The organism is Pseudomonas sp. AFG_SD02_1510_Pfu_092 (assembly GCF_003331055.1).
GTDB lineage: Bacteria > Pseudomonadota > Gammaproteobacteria > Pseudomonadales > Pseudomonadaceae > Aquipseudomonas.
Genome location: NZ_PUQD01000017.1, coordinates 1 through 17,939, shown reverse-complemented (window position 1 = coordinate 17,939; position 17,939 = coordinate 1). Strand labels below are relative to the sequence as shown.

19 protein-coding genes are annotated in these 17,939 nt (G+C 65.7%); 11 read left to right on the top strand and 8 right to left on the bottom strand.

Annotation, left to right across the window (positions count from 1 at the left end; all coding sequences use genetic code 11):
* Positions 1-14 precede the first annotated feature (14 nt).
* The 5 genes from C6A77_RS10165 to C6A77_RS10145 form a co-directional block, all read right to left on the bottom strand.
* Positions 15-3,095: an error-prone DNA polymerase gene (locus C6A77_RS10165; protein ID WP_114169348.1), complete on the bottom strand. Its 3,081-nt coding sequence runs from the start codon at positions 3,093-3,095 to the stop codon at positions 15-17.
* Positions 3,092-4,510 carry a DNA polymerase Y family protein gene (locus C6A77_RS10160; RefSeq protein ID WP_114169347.1) on the bottom strand — a complete coding sequence of 473 codons (1,419 nt, stop codon included), beginning with the start codon at positions 4,508-4,510 and terminating at the stop codon, positions 3,092-3,094. The genes C6A77_RS10165 and C6A77_RS10160 overlap by 4 nt, the downstream gene beginning before the upstream one ends.
* A gap of 6 nt (positions 4,511-4,516) precedes the next feature.
* On the bottom strand, positions 4,517-5,137 hold the full coding sequence (gene imuA, locus C6A77_RS10155) for a translesion DNA synthesis-associated protein ImuA (protein WP_114169346.1): 621 nt from the start codon (positions 5,135-5,137) through the stop codon (positions 4,517-4,519).
* Positions 5,137-5,754, bottom strand: coding sequence for a transcriptional repressor LexA (gene lexA, locus C6A77_RS10150; protein WP_114169345.1), 618 nt, complete (start codon positions 5,752-5,754; stop codon positions 5,137-5,139). Before lexA ends, imuA begins: the two co-directional genes overlap by 1 nt.
* An 88-nt stretch (positions 5,755-5,842) precedes the next feature.
* Entirely contained in the window at positions 5,843-6,730 is an 888-nt protein-coding gene (locus C6A77_RS10145; protein ID WP_114169344.1) for a MerR family transcriptional regulator, read from the bottom strand.
* 113 nt (positions 6,731-6,843) lie between these two features.
* Here C6A77_RS10145 and C6A77_RS10140 point away from each other — a divergent pair, with 113 nt between their 5' ends.
* The 7 genes from C6A77_RS10140 to C6A77_RS10110 all read left to right on the top strand — a co-directional run bounded on the left by C6A77_RS10140 (position 6,844) and on the right by C6A77_RS10110 (position 12,348).
* Positions 6,844-7,290, top strand: a complete 447-nt coding sequence (locus tag C6A77_RS10140; RefSeq protein WP_114169343.1) for a PAS domain-containing protein — start codon at positions 6,844-6,846, stop codon at positions 7,288-7,290.
* Positions 7,291-7,391: 101 nt separating this feature from the next.
* Complete coding sequence (locus C6A77_RS10135) at positions 7,392-7,814, top strand: nuclear transport factor 2 family protein (RefSeq protein ID WP_114169342.1); 423 nt, start codon at positions 7,392-7,394, stop codon at positions 7,812-7,814.
* Positions 7,811-8,563, top strand: coding sequence for an SDR family NAD(P)-dependent oxidoreductase (locus C6A77_RS10130; RefSeq protein ID WP_114169341.1), 753 nt, complete (start codon positions 7,811-7,813; stop codon positions 8,561-8,563). The genes C6A77_RS10135 and C6A77_RS10130 overlap by 4 nt, the downstream gene beginning before the upstream one ends.
* A 6-nt stretch (positions 8,564-8,569) precedes the next feature.
* Positions 8,570-9,817 carry an FAD-dependent oxidoreductase gene (locus tag C6A77_RS10125; protein WP_114169340.1) on the top strand — a complete coding sequence of 416 codons (1,248 nt, stop codon included), beginning with the start codon at positions 8,570-8,572 and terminating at the stop codon, positions 9,815-9,817.
* The gene (locus C6A77_RS10120; protein ID WP_114169339.1) at positions 9,814-10,623 is read left to right on the top strand and encodes a DUF1365 domain-containing protein; all 810 of its coding nucleotides are present in this window, start codon (positions 9,814-9,816) and stop codon (positions 10,621-10,623) included. The genes C6A77_RS10125 and C6A77_RS10120 overlap by 4 nt, the downstream gene beginning before the upstream one ends.
* A complete protein-coding gene (locus C6A77_RS10115) occupies positions 10,598-11,860 on the top strand; it encodes a cyclopropane-fatty-acyl-phospholipid synthase family protein (RefSeq protein WP_114169338.1) in 1,263 nt (420 codons plus the stop codon). The genes C6A77_RS10120 and C6A77_RS10115 overlap by 26 nt, the downstream gene beginning before the upstream one ends.
* Complete coding sequence (locus C6A77_RS10110) at positions 11,860-12,348, top strand: DUF2878 domain-containing protein (RefSeq protein WP_114169337.1); 489 nt, start codon at positions 11,860-11,862, stop codon at positions 12,346-12,348. The genes C6A77_RS10115 and C6A77_RS10110 overlap by 1 nt, the downstream gene beginning before the upstream one ends.
* A 308-nt stretch (positions 12,349-12,656) precedes the next feature.
* On the opposite strand, the gene C6A77_RS10105 is transcribed toward C6A77_RS10110, so the two are convergent.
* Genes C6A77_RS10105 through C6A77_RS10095 form a run of 3 tightly spaced genes read right to left on the bottom strand, consistent with a single transcriptional unit; the run spans position 12,657 to position 15,018 of the window.
* Positions 12,657-14,183, bottom strand: a complete 1,527-nt coding sequence (locus tag C6A77_RS10105) for a cryptochrome/photolyase family protein (RefSeq protein ID WP_114169336.1) — start codon at positions 14,181-14,183, stop codon at positions 12,657-12,659.
* Between the two features lie 8 nt (positions 14,184-14,191).
* A complete protein-coding gene (locus C6A77_RS10100) occupies positions 14,192-14,497 on the bottom strand; it encodes a DUF6482 family protein (protein WP_114169335.1) in 306 nt (101 codons plus the stop codon).
* Positions 14,494-15,018, bottom strand: a complete 525-nt coding sequence (locus C6A77_RS10095; protein WP_114169398.1) for a chalcone isomerase family protein — start codon at positions 15,016-15,018, stop codon at positions 14,494-14,496. Before C6A77_RS10095 ends, C6A77_RS10100 begins: the two co-directional genes overlap by 4 nt.
* Before the next feature lie 93 nt (positions 15,019-15,111).
* On the opposite strand from C6A77_RS10095, the gene C6A77_RS10090 reads away from it, so the two are divergent.
* The 4 genes from C6A77_RS10090 to C6A77_RS10075 all read left to right on the top strand — a co-directional run bounded on the left by C6A77_RS10090 (position 15,112) and on the right by C6A77_RS10075 (position 17,701).
* On the top strand, positions 15,112-15,603 hold the full coding sequence (locus tag C6A77_RS10090) for a DUF1543 domain-containing protein (RefSeq protein WP_114169334.1): 492 nt from the start codon (positions 15,112-15,114) through the stop codon (positions 15,601-15,603).
* Between the two features lie 49 nt (positions 15,604-15,652).
* Positions 15,653-16,423 carry an SDR family NAD(P)-dependent oxidoreductase gene (locus tag C6A77_RS10085; RefSeq protein WP_114169333.1) on the top strand — a complete coding sequence of 257 codons (771 nt, stop codon included), beginning with the start codon at positions 15,653-15,655 and terminating at the stop codon, positions 16,421-16,423.
* Positions 16,424-16,751: 328 nt separating this feature from the next.
* The gene (locus C6A77_RS10080; RefSeq protein ID WP_241507405.1) at positions 16,752-17,345 is read left to right on the top strand and encodes a GNAT family N-acetyltransferase; all 594 of its coding nucleotides are present in this window, start codon (positions 16,752-16,754) and stop codon (positions 17,343-17,345) included.
* Positions 17,342-17,701, top strand: a complete 360-nt coding sequence (locus tag C6A77_RS10075) for a cupin domain-containing protein (RefSeq protein ID WP_114169331.1) — start codon at positions 17,342-17,344, stop codon at positions 17,699-17,701. The genes C6A77_RS10080 and C6A77_RS10075 overlap by 4 nt, the downstream gene beginning before the upstream one ends.
* The last annotated feature ends 238 nt before the right edge of the window (positions 17,702-17,939 follow it).

Sequence of the window (17,939 nt, the reverse complement as noted above, 5' to 3'; positions counted from 1 at the left end):
TCACCGCACCTTGGTCAATGGAAGTCCCGGCTGCGCACATCCAGCCCCCGCAACAGCGGGCTGATATCTTCCAGCCGGCGCGCAATCAGGTGCCTGACACCATTCTCCTGCTCCAGCCGCCCGCTGACCTTGAGCAACTGCGAGCCCACCAGCGCCCGCCTTTGCCGTTCGGCCAGGTCGCGCCACACCACCACGTTGAGCATGCCGTGTTCGTCCTCCAGGGTGACGAAGGTCACCCCGCTGGCCGTCTGTGGCCGCTGGCGGCCTACCACCAGCCCGGCCACGGCAATACTGTCGCCATGCCCGACGTCTTGCAGTTCGTGCGAACTGCGGCAACCCAGCGCCCTCAGGCGTGAACGCAACAAGGCCAACGGATGCGGCCCGAGCGTGGTCCCCAAGGTGTGGTAATCGGCCCTCAGGTCTTCGCCCACAGTAGGTACAGGCAGTTCGACAGTGCTTTCCGGCACGGCGGCCACATCGGCGAACAACGGCAGTTGTGGCTGCACCGCCGCCACCTGCCAGCGCGCCTGATGCCGGTCGCGGGCCAAGGCACGCAGCGCGCCGGCATCGGCCAGCCGGGCGCGGGCACGCGGGTCGAGGCCGGCACGCAGGCACAGATCATCAACGTCACGCCAGGGGCGCTGCGCCCTCGCCTGCTCCAGGCGCCTGCCACTAGCTTCGGCCAGGCCCCGTACCAGGCGCAAGCCCATACGAATGGCCAAGATGCCGCGGGCATCCGCCTCGAGGGTGCAATCCCACTCGCTGTGGCAAACGTCGACCGGGCGTACCTCGATGCCTTGGCGGCGGGCCTCCTGCAACAACTGGTCGGGGCTGTAGAAGCCCATCGGCCAGCTGTTGACCAGCGCGCAGGTGAAAATCGCCGGCTCGTGGCACTTCAGCCAGCTGCTGGCATAGCACAGCAAGGCAAAGCTGGCCGCGTGCGATTCGGGGAAACCATAGCTGCCAAAACCCTTGATCTGCTCGAAGATGCGCTCGGCGAACGCCAGCGCGTAACCGTTGCGCAACATGCCCTGTATCAGCCGCTCGCGGTGCGGTTCCAGGCCGCCGTGACGCTTCCAGGCCGCCATGCTGCGGCGTAACTGGTCGGCCTCGCCCGGGCTGTAATCGGCCGCGACCATGGCCAGTTCCATCACTTGTTCCTGGAACAGCGGCACGCCCAGGGTGCGTTCGAACACTGCCTTCAGTTGCGGCGAGGGGTAGGTCACCGGCTCCTGCTTCAGGCGCCGGCGCAGGTATGGGTGAACCATGTCGCCCTGGATCGGCCCGGGGCGCACGATCGCCACTTCGATGACCAGGTCGTAGAAGGTTTTCGGGCGCAGCCGAGGCAGCATGGCCATTTGCGCACGCGACTCGATCTGGAACACGCCCATGGTCTCGGCACGGCTGATCATCGCGTAGGTGGCCGGGTCTTCAACCGGGATGGTCGCCAGGGTCAACTGCTGGCCACGGTGGCGTTGCAGCAGATCGAAGCAACGACGCAAGGCACTGAGCATGCCCAGCGCCAGCACATCGACCTTGAGCAGGCCGACCATGTCCAGGTCGTCCTTGTCCCACTGGATCACCGTGCGCTCGGCCATCGCGGCATTTTCCACCGGCACCAGCTCGTCCAGCGGTTGCTGCGAGATAACGAACCCGCCCGGGTGCTGCGACAGGTGCCGGGGGAAGCCGATCAGTTCACCGGCCAGCACCAGCACCCGCCGCAGCGAAGGGCTGCTGGCTTCGAAACCGGCCTCGGCCAGGCGCTGGTCATCGGGTATGCGGTCGCTCCAGCGGCCGCAGCATTTGGCCAGGGCATCCACCTGGTCGGCGGGCAACCCCAGCACCCGGGCCACATCGCGCACCGCACCGGCGGCATGGTAGGTATTGACCACTGCCGTGAGCGCCGCGCGGTGCCGGCCATAGCGCCGGAACACATACTGGATAACCTCTTCGCGCCGGTCGTGCTCGAAGTCGACATCGATATCCGGCGGCTCGTTGCGCTCGCGCGACAGGAAACGCTCGAACAGCAGGTGATGCTGCATGGGGTCGAGTTCGGTGATGCCCAGCACGAAACACACCACCGAGTTGGCCGCCGAACCCCGCCCCTGGCACAGAATGCGCTGGCTGCGGGCGAAGGCGACGATGTCGTGCACGGTCAGGAAGTAGCTTTCGTAACCCAGCTCCTCAATCAGCGCCAGCTCCTTGGCCAGCACTTCCCGCACCTTGTCGCTCGGCCCAGCTGGCCAGCGCAGCGGCAAACCCTGCTCGCACAATTCGCGCAGCCAGCTCGCCGGGGTGTGGCCCTGCGGCACCAGTTCGCGTGGGTACTGATACTGCAATTCGCTCAGGTCGAACTGGCAGCGGGCGGCGATGGCCAGGGTTTCGGCCAGTAGCTCGGGGGGATAGAGTTCGCCCAGTTGCGCCTGGCTGCGCAGGTGCCGCTCGCCATTGGCGAACAGAAAGCGCCCGGCCTCGGCGACCTGGCAATGCTGGCGGATGGCGGTCATGCAGTCCTGCAGGGCGCGGCGGCCGCGCACGTGCATGTGCACATCGCCACAGGCCACGGCGCGGATGCCGAGCCTGGCCGCCAGGTCGCGCCTGCGCTCAAGGCGCAAGGCATCATCACTGCCGCGGTGCAGGTGCACCGCCAGCCACAGGCGCTCGCCGAACACGCTGCGCAACCACTGCCCGGGGGCGATATCGTCACTTTCATCGGCCACCCACAAGGCCAGCAGGCCCTGATGGTGCTGCTGCAGGTCGTCGCGAAACAGCTGGTACTCGCCCTTCTGCGCCCGCCGCCGGGCGCAGGTGATCAACCCACACAGGCTCTGGTAGCCGCGCAGGTCCTGCACCAGCAGCACCAGTTTGGGGCCGTCCTGCAACTGCACTTCACTGCCGACGATCAGCCGGAGCCCGTGCGTCTTCGCCGCCTGCCAGGCCCGGACGATGCCGGCCAGGGTGCACTCGTCGGTGATCGCCAGGGCCTGGTAGCCCTGCTCGCGCGCACGGCGAAACAGCTCGTCGGCGCTCGACGCACCGCGCTGGAAGCTGAAGTTGGACAGGCAATGCAGCTCGGCATACCCCGCGCTGCTCATGCGAACCAGCCTTGCAGCCACAACGGGCCGGCCTGGCTCAGGTCACGGTAGGCCCAGCCGCGCAGGCCGTCACGGGTTTCGATGCGGTAGTAATCGCGGCGCACATCGCCGCCATCCCACCAGCCCGACTCGATGCGCTCGGCATGGCCCTGCACCCGGTAGCCGGCCTCGTCCAGCGCCATGGGCGCCGGCAGCAGCCAGCCAGGGCGGCTGCCGGGCGCTACCGGCAGGCTGCCCTGGGCCCCCTGCTCTACCGTGTGCCAGGCACATTCGGGGCGATGATCGGCTGCCGCGCTCAGGCCCTTGACCGCCTCGTCCCCCAGGCGCGCGCGCAACCGTTCGCGCAATTGTTCCCAGGGTTGCGCCTGTTGTGCGCGCGGGTCGAACAAGGCCTGGTGTTGCGGCACGAAAGCAGGCAGGTCCTCGGCAACCAGGCGCAGGTTGCGCACCGGGGCGGGAATGCGCAGTGGCTCCAGGCGCCCGCGCGCCAGTTCGAACAGCATCGCCGCATCGCGTTCCGCGGCCAGCAGGCCTACCTCGAGCAAGGTATCCGGCCCTTCGACGTGCTCCAGGTGCAGGCAGAAGCGCTGGACGCCACAGTCACGCCCGGCGAGAAACGCGGCAAGGTCGTTGAGCATGCGCCGCAGCGGGAACAGCAGGGCCTGGTGCGACTCGACGTCGAAATTCAGCTCCAGCCGGGTTTCGAAGCGGTCCGGTGGCTGGTAGAAGCCCAGCCCCAGGTTGCGCAGGCCGAGCAACTGGTCGAGGTGCAGCTGTACCTGCGCCGGAAAGCGCTTGGCCAGGCTGTCACGGGGCAAGGCCAGCACCTGGCTCAACTGGCGCAGCCCCATGCGGGCAAAGGCTTCGGCAGCCTGCGCCGGTAAGCCGACACGCTCGATGGGCATGCCCAGCAGCGCCGCCCGGGTGGCGTCGGCATCGCAGACGGCCAGGCCATCGTGAGCGTTGGCAAGCATGCGTGCCGCCACCGGGTTGCTGGCCAGGACGATGCGTTGGCGCAGGCCCAGTTCAGCCAGTTCCTGGCGCAGGCGCGCCTGAAATTGCGGCCAGGGCCCGAACAGTTGCAGGCTGGAACCCACCTCCAGCAACAGCGCCCGTGGGTAGTGCAGGCTGACCTGGGCACTGAAGCGGTAGGCCCAGGCGGCCAACAGCTGCTGCACCTGGTCGATACGCTTGGGGTCGGCTTCGACACAGGTGAAACCTTCGGCCAGGGCGCGCGCAGCGGTCAGGCTTTGCCCGGCGCGCAGGCCGAGCGCCGCGGCCGCCGGGTTGACCGCCTGCAGCACGCGCCGCTGGCTCGGCCCGCCAAGCAGCACCAGGGGGGTATCAGGGTCGTCGCGCTCGCGCAGGACCGTGTCCAGCGCCAGCTGCGGTAGCAGGATGCAGGCCCAGAGCATGCTGCATCAGCCCCGCCCCGGGCAGGCGATGGGCAGCGCCGGTGGCATGCCGCCACGGCTTTTCAGCACGCGCCATTGCGCCGGGCGGGTGTCGACGGCGATGCGCAGCGCTGCCGGTGAAGGGTTGTGCGCCGCCTGCTGCGGCCTGCAGGCGAATGCCAGGGCCTGGCCGGTTTCGGCGGCCACCTGCAAGCGCCGCAGGGCGCGATCATCGGCACGCTCCGGCCAGCACAGCACCGCCGCGCAACTGCCGGAACGCAGGCACTGCTCGGCGGCCCACAGGGCATCGCCAGGGTCGGCGGCCACCTGCACCAGCCAGCGCAGGTCCACCCCGGCGGCCTGCCAGGCCGGGGCGTAAGGGATGAACGGCGGCGCTACCAGCACCACCCGGCCACCTTCAGCACTGAGGCGGGCCAGCGTTGGCCACAACAACTGCAATTCGCCAGCGCCGGGGCTGGCCAGCAACAGTTCGCTGAGGGCCGCTGCCGGCCAACCGCCTTCCGGCAGGCGCTGGTCGAGGGCGGCATGGCCCGTTGGCTGCAGCCCGAGTGGCCGCGCCTGGGCCTGGCGACCGCGCCATACCCGGCGCTGGTCGAGCAGCCTGTCGAGGTCGACCACGGCGCCCATCAGTCACGCCTCAGCAAGCCGCAGAACACGCCTTCGATGAAGAACGCCTGTTCAGGCCGCACCTCGATCGGCGCGTAGGCGGGGTTGCGTGGCAGCAGCCGGTAACCACTGCCCTGGCGTTGCAGGCGCTTGATGGTCACCTCGCCATCCAGGCGCGCGACCACGATCTGGCCGTCGCGGGCGTCGGCCTGCTGGCGGATGCCGACCAGGTCGCCATCGAAAATGCCGTCGTCGATCATCGAGTCGCCACGCACCTTCAGCAGGTAGTCGGGGGTGCGGCGGAACAGGCTGGGGTCGAGCAGCAACTGCTCGTGGATGCCCAGGTCCGGGCCGATGGGGGCACCTGCCGCCACCTGGCCCAGCACTGGCACTTCGAGGATTTCCGGGCGGCGCAGCGGTTCGGCCAGGCGAATGCCGCGCGCCTGGTTCGGCGTGACATCGATGTAACCGCCCTGGCACAGGGCGGTGATGTGCTTGCGCGCCACGCTGCGCGAGGCAAAACCGAAGCGCGTGGCGATATCGGCCAGGCTCGGCGGCTGGCCATGGTCGGCGATACGCTCACGGATGAACTCGAAGATCGCGCGGCGTTTTGGGGTTAGTTTGTCCATGGAGCACATTTGTACTCCTTTCGGAGCACACTGAACAGCCCCCTTCGTCGTCGGTTTGGGCAAGCTGCCCGGGATTAGGCGCCCGCAGGGGCCAGGGTCAAAGGTCCAGGCGACCCCTGAGCAAGGCGCCGAGCATGGCGGCGGCATCGGCGCGCTGCTCGTCCAGCAGGCACGGCGGGACCCCCTGCCAGGCCAGCTGCGAAGCGGCCAGCCCTTCGCCCGTCAAGGCCAGCGGGCAAGCGATCTGCATCTGCAACGTCCGCAGGCGCCTGGCCAAGGCCGGGTTCACCGGCGCCTTCACCTTGATCACCAGGGCCGCAGGCTGCATCGCCGCACACAGGATGGGCAGCTCTTCCAGCGGCTGCCCGCAACCGAGCACTTCGATACGCTGTTGCTCGCCGCTCAACAGCAGCCCGGCGCACAACAGCTGCAGTTCGGCTTGCCCCTCGGTACCTGCCAGCAGCACCCGTGGTGCATCGGCCTGGTTCAGCTGCAGGCGCAGCAGCAGGCGGGCGCGCAGGAACATGTCGAGAAACAGCCATTGGCTGCGCTGGCCTGGCGCCGTGCCTGCCGCCAGCTCATGCCAGGCCGGCATCAGCACGTCGTGCAGTACGCTGGCCTTGGGCAGGAGGGTGAACAGCTGCCCGTGAATACCTTCCAGCGCCTGGCTATCGAAGGCCCTGGTGGCGCGCACCACGGCGGCACGCCAATCGTCGAAGGCCGAGTGCTGCTGCGCGGACGGCTCTGGCTGGCTGGCGAGCATATCGCCGACCTTGCTGATGGATATGCCATTGGCGGTCCAGCGCAGGATGTCGCGTATGCGCTGGACATCCTGGGCCGTGTACAGGCGATGGCCACCCTCGGTGCGCTGTGGGCTGATCAACCCATGGCGGCGCTCCCAGGCACGCAAGGTCACCGGATTGATGCCGGTCAGGCTGACCACATCGCGCATGGGGAGCAAATCGGCTGGGGTTGGGTCAGTCATAACGAAAGTTTTCCGGGGGGTGGCACATTCTAAACCCATATGCCGCTTCTGCGGCGAGGCGCCTTGGTTCATCATGCAGCACATCGCACACCAAATGCCTGTAGGTGAACCCCATGATCAACGCGAAACTCCTGCAACTGATGGTCGAGCATTCCAACGATGGCATCGTCGTTGCCGAGCAGGAAGGCAATGACAGCATCCTCATCTATGCCAATCCGGCCTTCGAGCGCCTGACCGGCTACCGTGTCGACGACATCCTTTATCAGGACTGCCGTTTTCTTCAGGGCGTAGACCATGACCAGACCGCGCTGGAAAACATCCGCGAGGCGATCCGCGAAGGCCGCCCCTGCTGCCAGGTGCTGCGCAACTACCGCAAGGACGGCAGCCTGTTCTGGAACGAGTTGTCCATCACCCCGGTGCGCAACGAGGCCGACCAGCTGACCTACTACATCGGCATCCAGCGCGACGTCACAGCGCAGGTGTTTGCCGAAGAAAAGGTCCGCGAACTGGAGGCCGAAGTGGCGGAACTGCGCCGGCAACTGGGCCAGGCCGAGCACTGAAAAAACCTGTACAAAAGCGTTGACTTGTATAGATTTACGCTTAGGCTTCAGTTATACCTGTACAACAAATCTTTTTTGTACAGGATTCTCTGGAGCCCAGCATGTCAGCGTACCTGCAGCAATTCGCCGAGCGCTTTGCCAGCCTCGACGGGGGCAACCTCGAGCCACTTGAAAAGCTGTACAGCGAGAACGTCACGTTCCGCGACCCGCTGCATCAGATACACGGGTTGCCCGCTCTGCGCGGGTACTTCGCGCAGCTGTACGGCAACGCCCACGATATCCGCTATGCCTTCTCCAGCCTCGACGAGGTGACGCCTGGCCAGGGTTACCTGCGCTGGACCCTGCAGTTCCGCCACCCACGCCTGTGCCGCGGTCAGCCGATCAGCCTGCAAGGGTGCAGCTTCTTGCAATGGCATGAGCGGGTCCATTTTCACCAGGACTATTTCGACGCCGCTGCCCTGCTCTACGAGCACGTGCCACTCATGGGCGGCGCCATCCGCTGGCTCAAAGGGCGGCTCGCATGAGCCGCTGCTGGCTGACTGGCGCAAGCAGCGGTATCGGTGCCGCACTTGCGCAACAGCTGCTGGAGCAGGGCCACCAGGTGGCCTTGGGCGGCCGCTGCGCGGAGCGCCTTGCGCCGTTGGCTGAACGCTTCCCCGGGCAGGTACTGCTGGCCCTGGGCGACCTGGACGACCCTGCGCAGGTAACCGCGATCGCAAACCGCATCGCGCAGGCCTGGGGCGCACTGGACACGGTGATTCTCAATGCCGGCACCTGCGAGTACCTGGAACCGGGCCATTTCGACCCGGCCCTGGTCGAGCGCGTGATCCGCACCAATGTCCTGGCGGTCAGCCACTGCCTGGCCGCCGCCCTGCCCCTGCTTCGTGCCGGTCATCGCCCGCATTTGCTGGTGATGGGCAGCGCGGTGACCTGGCTGGCCTTGCCGCGCGCCGGTGCCTATGGCGCGTCCAAGGCCGCCTTGCGTTACCTGGTGGAGTCATTGCGCATCGACCTGGCCGGCGAGGGCATCGCTGTCACCCTGGTCAACCCAGGCTTCGTCGACACGCCGCTGACCCGCCGTAACGATTTCCCCATGCCGCAACTGTGGTCGGCACAACGCGCCGCCCGGCACATCGCCAGGCGCCTGCCTGGGCGCCCGCTGGAAATCAGTTTCCCTTGGTTTTTCACCCTGGTATTGCGCCTGCTCGGCGCACTGCCCGCGCGCCTGCGCCTGGCGCTGGGGCAACGTCTTGCCCGTCATGAACAGGAATGATGATCCATGCGCATAGCCATCATCGGCAGCGGCATCGCAGGGCTGACCTGCGCGCACCTGCTGTCCCGCAAGCACGAAGTCACGGTGTTCGAGGCCGAACAATGGATCGGCGGCCATACGCATACCTTCGATGTGGTCTGGCAGGGCGAACGCCATGCGATAGACACCGGGTTCATCGTGTTCAACGACTGGACCTACCCGCACTTCATCCGTTTGCTCGACCAGTTGAACGTCGCCTCGCGGCCGACCGAGATGAGTTTCTCCGTGCATGACCCGGTCACGGGCCTGGAATACAACGGCCACGACCTGAACACGCTGTTCGCCCAACGCCGCAACCTGGTGTCCCCCGGGTTCTGGGGGATGCTGCGGGATATTCTGCGGTTCAACCGCCAGGCGCTCGCCGACCTGGATAACCAGCGCATCGATGCCAACGCCACCCTCGGCGCCTACCTGCAGGCACAGCGCTATGGGCAGCGCTTCATCGACCATTACATCGTGCCGATGGGCTCGGCGATCTGGTCGATGTCGCGTGCCGACATGCTCGGCTTCCCCCTCGCGTTCTTCGTGCGCTTCTGTCGCAACCACGGCTTGTTGTCGGTCAACCAGCGCCCGCAATGGCGGGTGATCGCAGGCGGTTCGCGCAGCTATGTCGCGCCGCTGTGCCGACCGTTCGCCGAACGCATCCGCCTCAACTGCAAGGTGTACCGGGTCAGCCGCGACGAAGGGGGCGTCACCCTGGTGAGTGCGGCCGGCACCGAGCGCTTCGACAACGTGGTGTTCGCCTGCCACAGCGACCAGGCCCTGGCCTTGCTGGAAACGCCAAGCCCGCAAGAGCGGGCCGTGCTCGGCGCCATCGGCTATGCCAGCAACGATGTGGTGCTGCACACCGATACCCGTCTGCTCCCCCGTCGCAGGAACGCCTGGGCCAGCTGGAACTACCGCCTTGGCGGCCCCGAGCAGGCCCCTGCCGCGCTGACCTATAACATGAACATCCTGCAAGGTATCCACTCGCCGACCACCTTCTGCGTGAGCCTCAACCAGACCGCGCTGGTGGACCCGGCGCAGATCATCGCCCGTTTCCGCTACGACCACCCGCAGTACAGCGTTGCCGCGTCCGCCGCGCAGGCCCGCCAGGGGCAACTGCAGGGCCGTCAACACAGTTACTTCTGTGGCGCCTACTGGGGCAACGGCTTTCACGAGGACGGCGTGGTCAGTGCGCTGCAGGTGGCCGCGCATTTCGGAGAGCGCCTGTGAACAGCAGCCTTTGCCTGGGCTGGGTCAGCCACCGGCGCCTGGCGCCGCGGCCCCACGCGTTCCGCTACCGCATCGGCATGTTCTACCTGGACCTGGACGAGCAAGCCTGGCTGCTGGGCCTGTCGCGCTGGCTGAAACGCGGGCGCCTGGCACCGCTGAGCTGGCGCCAGAGCGACTACCTGCCCGCACAGACCCGCCACGGCGAGACGCTGGCGCAGGCCGCACGCTTGCTGGTGCGCAAGGCCACCGGACAGCTGCCGGAAGGCCCGGTGCACCTGCTCACGCAACTGCGTTGCTGGGGGCTGTCGTTCAACCCGGTGAGCTTCTATTTCTGCCATGACCGCGACGGCGAGCTGGCGGCGATTCTGCTGGAGGTGCGCAACACGCCGTGGCGGGAACGCTACCACTACGTGTTGCCGGTACAAGGCAACCTGGCCAAGCCCTTCAGCGTCGCCAAGGCCTTCCATGTATCGCCGTTCATGCCGCGCGACATGGATTATCGCCTGCGCTTCTGCCTGGACGCGGACCGTGTACGCATCCACATGGAGAACTGGCAAGGCGCGCGCAAGCTGTTCGAGGCCGACCTGGCCTTGCGCCGCCAGCCACTGAACCGAGCGGCGCTGCACCGATACGTGCTGGCCTTCCCCTGGATGAGCCTGCGCACCCTCTCGGCCATCTACTGGCAGGCGCTACGCCTGTTGTGCAAACGCACGCCCATCCATGACCACAGCGCCAGCCAGGGCAACCTGACGCTCGGCCAAACCTGCGAGGACCCTGATGATGTCCAACACCACCCTGAGCGTTAGCAAGTTCGCAGGCCTGGCGCCCTTGTTTGGCGGGCTGGCGCGAAGCGCGGTACTCGCCCAACTGGGCAAGTTGCGCCACGGCCACCTGCGCCTGCTCAGCCACGGGCAGCAATGGAGTTTCGGCGATGCCGACAGCCCGTTGCAGGCCGAGGTGGAAATCCTTGATGACGCCGCCTGGGGCCTGATTGCCGGCAACGGCTCGATCGGCGCTGGCGAAGCCTACATCCATGGCTATTGGCGAAGCCCCGAGCTGGCGCTGGTGACGCGCCTGTTCGTCGCCAACCTGGCCGTGCTCGATGCGCTCGAGGGCGGCCTGGCCCGCTTCGGCCGCCCTGCCCTGCGCCTGCTGCACCGCCTCAACCGCAACAGCAGGCGCGGCGCCCGGCGCAACATCCTGGCGCATTACGACTTGGGCAATGCCTTGTTCGAACGGCTGCTGGACCCGACCATGATGTATTCGGCAGCGCAATTCGAGCACCCCGGGCAGAGCTTGGAACAGGCCCAGTTGCACAAGCTGCAGCGCATTTGCCAGCAGCTTGAACTGGGCCCTGACGACCACCTGCTGGAGATTGGCTGCGGATGGGGCAGCCTGGCGATCCACGCCGCCACCCATTACGGCTGCAAGGTCACCACCACCACGCTCTCCGAAGCGCAGTACAGCCATACCCTGGCGCGCGTTCAGGCCCTGGGGCTGGAGCAGCGCGTGACCGTACTGCGCGAAGACTACCGCGACCTTCGCGGCTGCTTCGACAAGCTGGTTTCGATCGAAATGATCGAAGCTGTCGGCCATCGTTACCTGCCGGTGTACTTCCGCCAGTGCGCCGCGCTACTCAAGCCCGAAGGCCTGATGCTGCTGCAGGCGATCACCATCCGCGACCAGCGCTATGCCCAGGCGCGGCGCTCGGTCGATTTCATCCAGCGCTACATCTTCCCCGGCGGCGCCCTGCCTTCGCTGAGCGTGTTGCTCGACACCGCCAGCCGGCACACCGCGCTCAACCTGGTACACATGGACGACTTCGGTCTGGACTATGCCCACACCCTGCGCCACTGGCGGGACAACCTGCGCCAGGCCCGCGCGGAGCTGATGGAGCTTGGCTACGACGACAGCTTCCAGCGTTTGTGGGAGTTCTACCTGTGTTATTGCCAAGGCGGTTTCGAGGAGCGTGCCATCGGCGTTGCCCACTTGCTCTGGGCAGCGCCGCAGGCGCGCCGCGCGCCCTTGCCTGGCAGTGCCTGATGCCGGGCCGCTGGCTGCTCGCCAATGCCCTGTGGCTACAGGCTGGCTGGTGGGCCTGCGTGCTCGGCGCCGAACGCCCCTGGTTGTTGCTGCTGGTGCTTGCCGGCCTGGCCATGCACCTGCGCCTGTGCCCGGACCTCAACGCCGAGGTCAGGACCTTGTTATGGGTAACATCGGCTGGTTGCGTGCTCGATGGTGTGCTGGGGGCGCTGGGCGTGTTCGGGTTCGACAGCTGGCCACTGCCGCTGTGGCTTGCGCTGTTGTGGTGGGTGCTGGCCAGCGGCATGCGGCACAGCCTGGCCTGGGCTGGCAGGCATTGGCGGCGCGGTGCGTTGCTGGGCGCGTTGGGTGGGCCACTGGCTTATCTGGGCGGCGCCAGGCTGGCGGATGTCGCCCTGCCTTTGGGCGAGCTGGAAACCGGCCTGCTGCTGATGCCGATATGGGCCTGCGCCCTGCCGCTGCTGGCGCGCCTCGCGGCAAAAGGCTGATGCCTGCCCGATAGCGAACCGGGGCTGCTGCGCAGCCCATCGCCGCAAGCCAGGCTCCCACAGGTACCGCGCGAGGCATGAGGACGACGCGGTCGAGGTGGGAGCAACTGTCTTGGCCAACTTCTAAAAGCTGGCGCGATCCCTGTGGGAGCGGCCGCGGCCGCGAACACCGGCGTAGCCGGTGCCATCCACCGCGTCGCCTGCTTCGCGGGCTTGCCCGCTCCCACAGGTACTGCGCTGGTTTCGGGTTCAAACGGTACCTGTGGGAGCCTGGCTTGCCGGCGATGGGACGCGAAGCGGCCCCAACATCAAACCTCCTGCGCCGCATCGAGCCGTGCCAGAAGCGCCTGGCCACGCTGCCATACCGCATCGCGACGGCCAGCCGGCATGCCATCGAGGCTTCGATAGATCAGCGCCAGGCGCGGGTTGGCCGACAGCAGCGGGCGATGGCGAATGAGGAAGTGCCAGTACAAGGCATTGAACGGGCAGGCACTCTCCTCGCTCACCTGATCGACCCGGTAACTGCACGCCTTGCAATGATCGGACATGCGCTGGATGTAACGACCACTGGCGCAATAGGGTTTGGACCCCAGGTAACCGCCGTCGGCGTGCATCACCATGCCCAGCGTGTTGGGCAACTCGACCCAGTCGAAGGCATCCATGTACACCGCCAGGTACCACTCGCAGATTGCCGTTGGCACGATGCCGGCGAGCAAGGCGAAGTTGCCGGTCACCATCAGCCGCTGGATATGGTGCGCGTAGCCCAGCCGCAGGGTCTGCCCGATGGCTTGCTGCATGCAGCGCATACGGGTGCGCCCGGTCCAGTAGAAGTCGGGCAACGCCCGCTGGTTGTTCAGGTGATTGAGCCCGGCGTAGCCCGGCATGCGCAGCCAGTAGATGCCGCGCACGTACTCGCGCCAGCCGATCAACTGGCGGATGAAGCCCTCCGCCGCATTCAGCGGCACCCGCCCCGCGCGCCAGGCCTCGTCGACATCACTGCATAGACGACGCACATCCAGCAGGCCGATGTTGAGTGCTGCGCTGATACGCGCATGAAACAGGTACGGCTCGCCCTCGGCCATCGCATCCTGGTAATCCCCGAACGCCGCCAGGCCGAAATCCAGAAAGTGCTGCCAGAGCTGTTGCGCCTCGGCATGCGTCACCGGGTAGTCGAAGCCATCGACCTCGCCGTAGTGGTCGCTGAAGCGCTGACGTACCAGGGCCACCACTGCTGCGGTGATCTGGTCCTGGGCGAAATGCGCGGCAAATGGCCCGCGCAGCTGGCGCGGCAAGGCCTTGCGATTATCGCCATCAAAATTCCAGGCCCCGCCCGCCGGGCTGCCGTCAGGCGTCATGAGCAGGCCGGTGCGCTTGCGCATGCCTCGATAGAAATGCTCCATGCGCAACTGGCGACGCCCCTCGGCCCAGCGCGCGAAGGCTTCGCGGGAACACAGAAAACGCGTGTCGCGATGCCACACAAGCGGCAGCGCAGCCTCGCGCAACGCCTGCTCCAGGCGCCACTCGCCACACTCGGTGAGGTGAATGTGCGTGGCGCCCAAGGCTTGCTGCCAGCGCCGTAACTCACCAACGATACTACCGCTGTTGCCATCCGCGTCGAGCGCCACGTAGTGCACTTGCCAACCGCGCTCACGCAGCGCCTGGGCAAAGTGACGCATGGCGCTGAAGATCAGCACGATCTTCAGCGGGTGATGCGGCACGTACCGGGCCTCCTCCTGCACTTCGGCCATCAGCACGGCATCGCGGCCAGGGTCGAGGGCGGCCAGGCTTGCCAGGTCGAACGACAGCTGGTCACCCAGCACCAGGCCCAGGCGCACCGTTCAGGCTACCACTGGCTGGTCAGCGATACCGGCACCCGCAGCGGCGCGATGGGGCCGTCACGTTGCCCGCACATTTCATCGTGCACCACCTGCTGTACCAGCATGCAGGGCACCGCTGGCAGGTCGGCCAGCAGTTGCCGCAACTCGGTCGTCGAGCGCACCCGAACGGGTTGCCCATGGTCATCGCTCAAGGTCATGGGGCCGGTGTCGGTCAAGGCGCGCAGGAGGTAGAAACCGCCCTCCAGCGACAACAGTTCAAGCTCTTTTGCCGCACCGGTCGAGACCAGCTGGTTAAGCGCGATCAGGTTCATGGTATGCCCTCTAGCAGACGCTGACGCAGTTGTGGGTCCCTGGCCCGCGGATCGAGCCAGATGGCAAAGAACGCCCGGGCGAACACCGGGTCGGCGACGGCGTGGCGGAGTTTGCCGTCGACGTAGAAGCGGCAGCCCTGCCCCGGCAGGTACAGGCCGGTGATGCGCATGCCCGGGCGCACATCGACAAATGCCTGCTGCATGGCCTGGGTCCAGGCTGCGCGCCGCTGCGGCGTCATGCTGTCGCCATCCAGGCGCTGCATTTCCTCGAGGCTGGCCTGGACCAGCCTGTCCCTGGACAATACCCGGTGATAGAGCAGCTCCAGGGCAAAAGGCTGGTTCCAGCCCTGGACCGGCTCTGCTGCCCATAACTGTGCGGTATAAAGGCGCAGGCCGAACCAGTTGAACTCGCCGCCGCCCAGCCGTTGTGCCGCCGGCAGCTCCGCTCGCCAGTCCGCCGCTGCGGACAAGGCCGTCATCAGCAGCAGGCAAAGGCCGGACCAACGAGCTGAATGCGCCATACTGACCTCGAGCGCCGCTAAATACTGTACAATATTAGCATCATGTACAGTTTTATGCATTCACTGTATAGATTTAAAAAGAAGGAATCGCTCATGCTGTTCGTGGTCATGCTCGGCGGACGCCATCCTCGGGCCAGTATCGAGGTTCACGATGTGCTGTTCGCGCAGGCGGATTCACTTCAACAGGCATACCCGCATCTGCGCCAGGCGTGGTTCGGCAGCCGCGCGGGCCTGCACATCGACTCGTGGATGGAAGTCAGCGGCATTGACCGCTACCGTGTCGAATTTAGCCAGCTGGCCCCTGGCCCGGATGAGCCCCGGCTGTTCTTCATCAACCTTGGCGGCTACGAGCAAAGGGTATTTGGCGAGGCCCACCGCTACCTCTTGGTGGTGGCCAGGGACAAGGCCGAAGCCAAGGCAATGGGCAAGCAACGCCTGCAGGCGGGCTGGCTCAAAGCGCATACCGATGCCGTACTGGACGTCGACGACTGCCTGCCGATCGATCTGGTGAGCGGCCGTTACGTGCACCTGACCGAAGGCGCCCATGATGGCGTACGGCAATACAGCGACTACATCCTGCTCTGAGTTACCGCGGCCGACGTCCCGTTCATCGCCCAGCAAGGGGGATTATCCAGTGAGCCTGATCAACGACCTTCACACCCCCGCCAACGTGCTGGTCTGCGGCGCCAGCCAGGGCATTGGCCTTGCACTGTGCACGCAGCTGCTGGCGCGGGACGACATCGGGCTGCTGTTCGCCGTATCGCGACGCGCGACCAGCAGCCCTGCGCTGGAAGTCCTGTACAGAGAACACCCGCAACGCTTGGTTCGCATCGACTGCGATGCGCGTGAGGAACACGCACTGCAAGCACTGGCAACCGAGGTGAGTACCTGCTGCGACCAACTGAACCTGGTATTCAGCACGTTGGGCGTACTGCAAGAAGCGCCCGCACGGGCCGAAAAAACCCTGGCACAGCTGGATATGGCCGGGCTGCTCAGCAGTTTCACCACCAACTGTTTCGCCCCGATCCTGCTGCTTAAACATTTGCTGCCGCTGTTGCGTAAGCAACCGATGGCCTTTGTCGCTTTGTCGGCCCGGGTCGGCTCGATCGGCGACAACCAATTGGGTGGCTGGTACAGCTACCGCGCCAGCAAGGCCGCGCTCAACCAGCTGCTGCGCACGGCGAGCATCGAACTCAAGCGGCTGAACCCCGCTTCGACGCTACTCTCGCTGCATCCGGGCACCACCGATACCCAGCTTTCCCGCCCCTTTCAGGGCAATGTGGCGCCGGACAAGCTGTTTTCGCCCGCGTTTGCCGCGAGCTGCATGCTCGCCCTGGTCAGCCGCCACGGCCCGGCGCAGAGCGGTACTTTCTGGGCCTGGGACGGCACGCCGATCGCGTGGTGAGATTCGAGCAAAATGCCTGGGCGTCAATGCAGGCCCCATCGCCGGCAAGCCGGCTTGTATCTTGCTCAACTTTTAAATATTGGCGCGATCCCTGTGGGAGCCGCGCTTGCCGGCGATGGGGCGCGCAGCGCCCCCCTGATTCTCGATCGATTCCCCAGGCCTTGGCCACAAGACCGCAACGTGCCTTTGCGCACGGGCAGCGTCGCACGCCGTGCTGACGGTGTTCGCCCAGAGCATGATGGGCATCGTTCAACCCGCCTACTCTACCTCCCCGTCAAAGGCGTAATTCCTTGAAAACCAATTACCCGATCCCATGGGAGCTCTGTACATGCCTATCGACTTCAGGCCCGCTCAAGCCTCGGACGCGCAGGATATTGCGCGCTTCTTTCAACTGACATCGGAGGGCATGGCCGATTACATCTGGAGCAAGCTTGCCGCACCTGGAGAAGCATTGCTGAGTGTCGGTGCGTCTCGCTATGCCAGAGACCAGGGCGACTTTTCCTATAAGAACTGCCTGATGGCCACTTTCGAAGGGCGCGTCATCGGCATGATGCATAGCTATGCGTTGCGTGAGGCCCCTGACAGGCAGGTCGAGACAGACCCGGTCCTCGCGCCTTATTCCGACATGGAAATACCCGACACCTTGTACATCTCCAGCCTGGCCCTGGATGAGGCCTGGCGCAGCCAGGGGCTGGGCGCCCAGTTTCTTCGCCATGCCCAGCAACGCGCCGAGGACGCTGGCCTGGATGGGCTATGCCTGATCGATTACGCAGAAAACCACGGTGCACGCCGCTTCTACGAACGGCACGGTTTTCAAATCGTCAAAACTTGCCAGATCGTGCCGCACCCGATGCTCGACGTAACCGGTGAAGCCTATTTGATGTATCGCCCTAACCACAACGTGCTCGAGAAAAAACCATGAACAACACACTGACCGTGTTCCGCGAACTGGATATTCAACCGGTGCGCGACCTGCCCTTCTTTGAAGAAGTCGTGGAAGGCACCCCGCATACGCTGACGTCCAAGTACTATCACGATGAACAGCAAGGTCGCATTTGCGGAGAATGGGAGGCCAGCACCGGAGCCTGGCGCATCGACTACAAAGTCTGGGAGTTCTGCCATGTGCTGAGTGGCTGCTGCGTCATCGAACTTGACGGTTGCGCCCCGGTCACACTGGCCGCTGGCGATACGTTCATTATCGAACCGGGCGCCAAGGGCAAATGGACCGTGCTGGAAGACATGAAAAAGAATTTTGTGATTCTCTTGCCGGCGAACTAGGCACCGGGTCGGGTTTGATCGAGCGCAGCGCAACGACCGTTTGCAGGTTTGCCTGATGGCGGCGCTCGAATATTCTTTGGCAGGCCACATGGCACCTGCTATGCCGGTGTTCGCGAAGGGCAGCTATGGGTCGTTAGCGGTCAGTCGCGATCGTCCGCTTCCGACCCGTTGCTGCCGGTGAGCCGAACAGCGATCTTTGTGGGAGCGGGCGCGCCCGCGAAGAATTCAACGCGGAGCC

Excerpts from the sequence above, each read along its gene's own strand:
- C6A77_RS10075 (WP_114169331.1), top strand. The coding sequence starts at position 17,342 with ATGAACAACACACTGACCGTGTTCCGCGAACTGGATATTCAACCGGTG.
- C6A77_RS10145 (WP_114169344.1), bottom strand. The coding sequence starts at position 6,730 with ATGACTGACCCAACCCCAGCCGATTTGCTCCCCATGCGCGATGTGGTC.
- C6A77_RS10125 (WP_114169340.1), top strand. The coding sequence starts at position 8,570 with ATGCGCATAGCCATCATCGGCAGCGGCATCGCAGGGCTGACCTGCGCG.
- C6A77_RS10110 (WP_114169337.1), top strand. The coding sequence starts at position 11,860 with ATGCCGGGCCGCTGGCTGCTCGCCAATGCCCTGTGGCTACAGGCTGGC.
- C6A77_RS10080 (WP_241507405.1), top strand. The coding sequence starts at position 16,752 with ATGCCTATCGACTTCAGGCCCGCTCAAGCCTCGGACGCGCAGGATATT.
- imuA (WP_114169346.1), bottom strand. The coding sequence starts at position 5,137 with ATGGGCGCCGTGGTCGACCTCGACAGGCTGCTCGACCAGCGCCGGGTA.
- C6A77_RS10135 (WP_114169342.1), top strand. The coding sequence starts at position 7,392 with ATGTCAGCGTACCTGCAGCAATTCGCCGAGCGCTTTGCCAGCCTCGAC.
- C6A77_RS10115 (WP_114169338.1), top strand. The coding sequence starts at position 10,598 with ATGTCCAACACCACCCTGAGCGTTAGCAAGTTCGCAGGCCTGGCGCCC.
- lexA (WP_114169345.1), bottom strand. The coding sequence starts at position 5,754 with ATGTGCTCCATGGACAAACTAACCCCAAAACGCCGCGCGATCTTCGAG.
- C6A77_RS10100 (WP_114169335.1), bottom strand. The coding sequence starts at position 14,497 with ATGAACCTGATCGCGCTTAACCAGCTGGTCTCGACCGGTGCGGCAAAA.
- C6A77_RS10090 (WP_114169334.1), top strand. The coding sequence starts at position 15,112 with ATGCTGTTCGTGGTCATGCTCGGCGGACGCCATCCTCGGGCCAGTATC.
- C6A77_RS10095 (WP_114169398.1), bottom strand. The coding sequence starts at position 15,018 with ATGGCGCATTCAGCTCGTTGGTCCGGCCTTTGCCTGCTGCTGATGACG.
- C6A77_RS10140 (WP_114169343.1), top strand. The coding sequence starts at position 6,844 with ATGATCAACGCGAAACTCCTGCAACTGATGGTCGAGCATTCCAACGAT.
- C6A77_RS10165 (WP_114169348.1), bottom strand. The coding sequence starts at position 3,095 with ATGAGCAGCGCGGGGTATGCCGAGCTGCATTGCCTGTCCAACTTCAGC.
- C6A77_RS10160 (WP_114169347.1), bottom strand. The coding sequence starts at position 4,510 with ATGCTCTGGGCCTGCATCCTGCTACCGCAGCTGGCGCTGGACACGGTC.
- C6A77_RS10130 (WP_114169341.1), top strand. The coding sequence starts at position 7,811 with ATGAGCCGCTGCTGGCTGACTGGCGCAAGCAGCGGTATCGGTGCCGCA.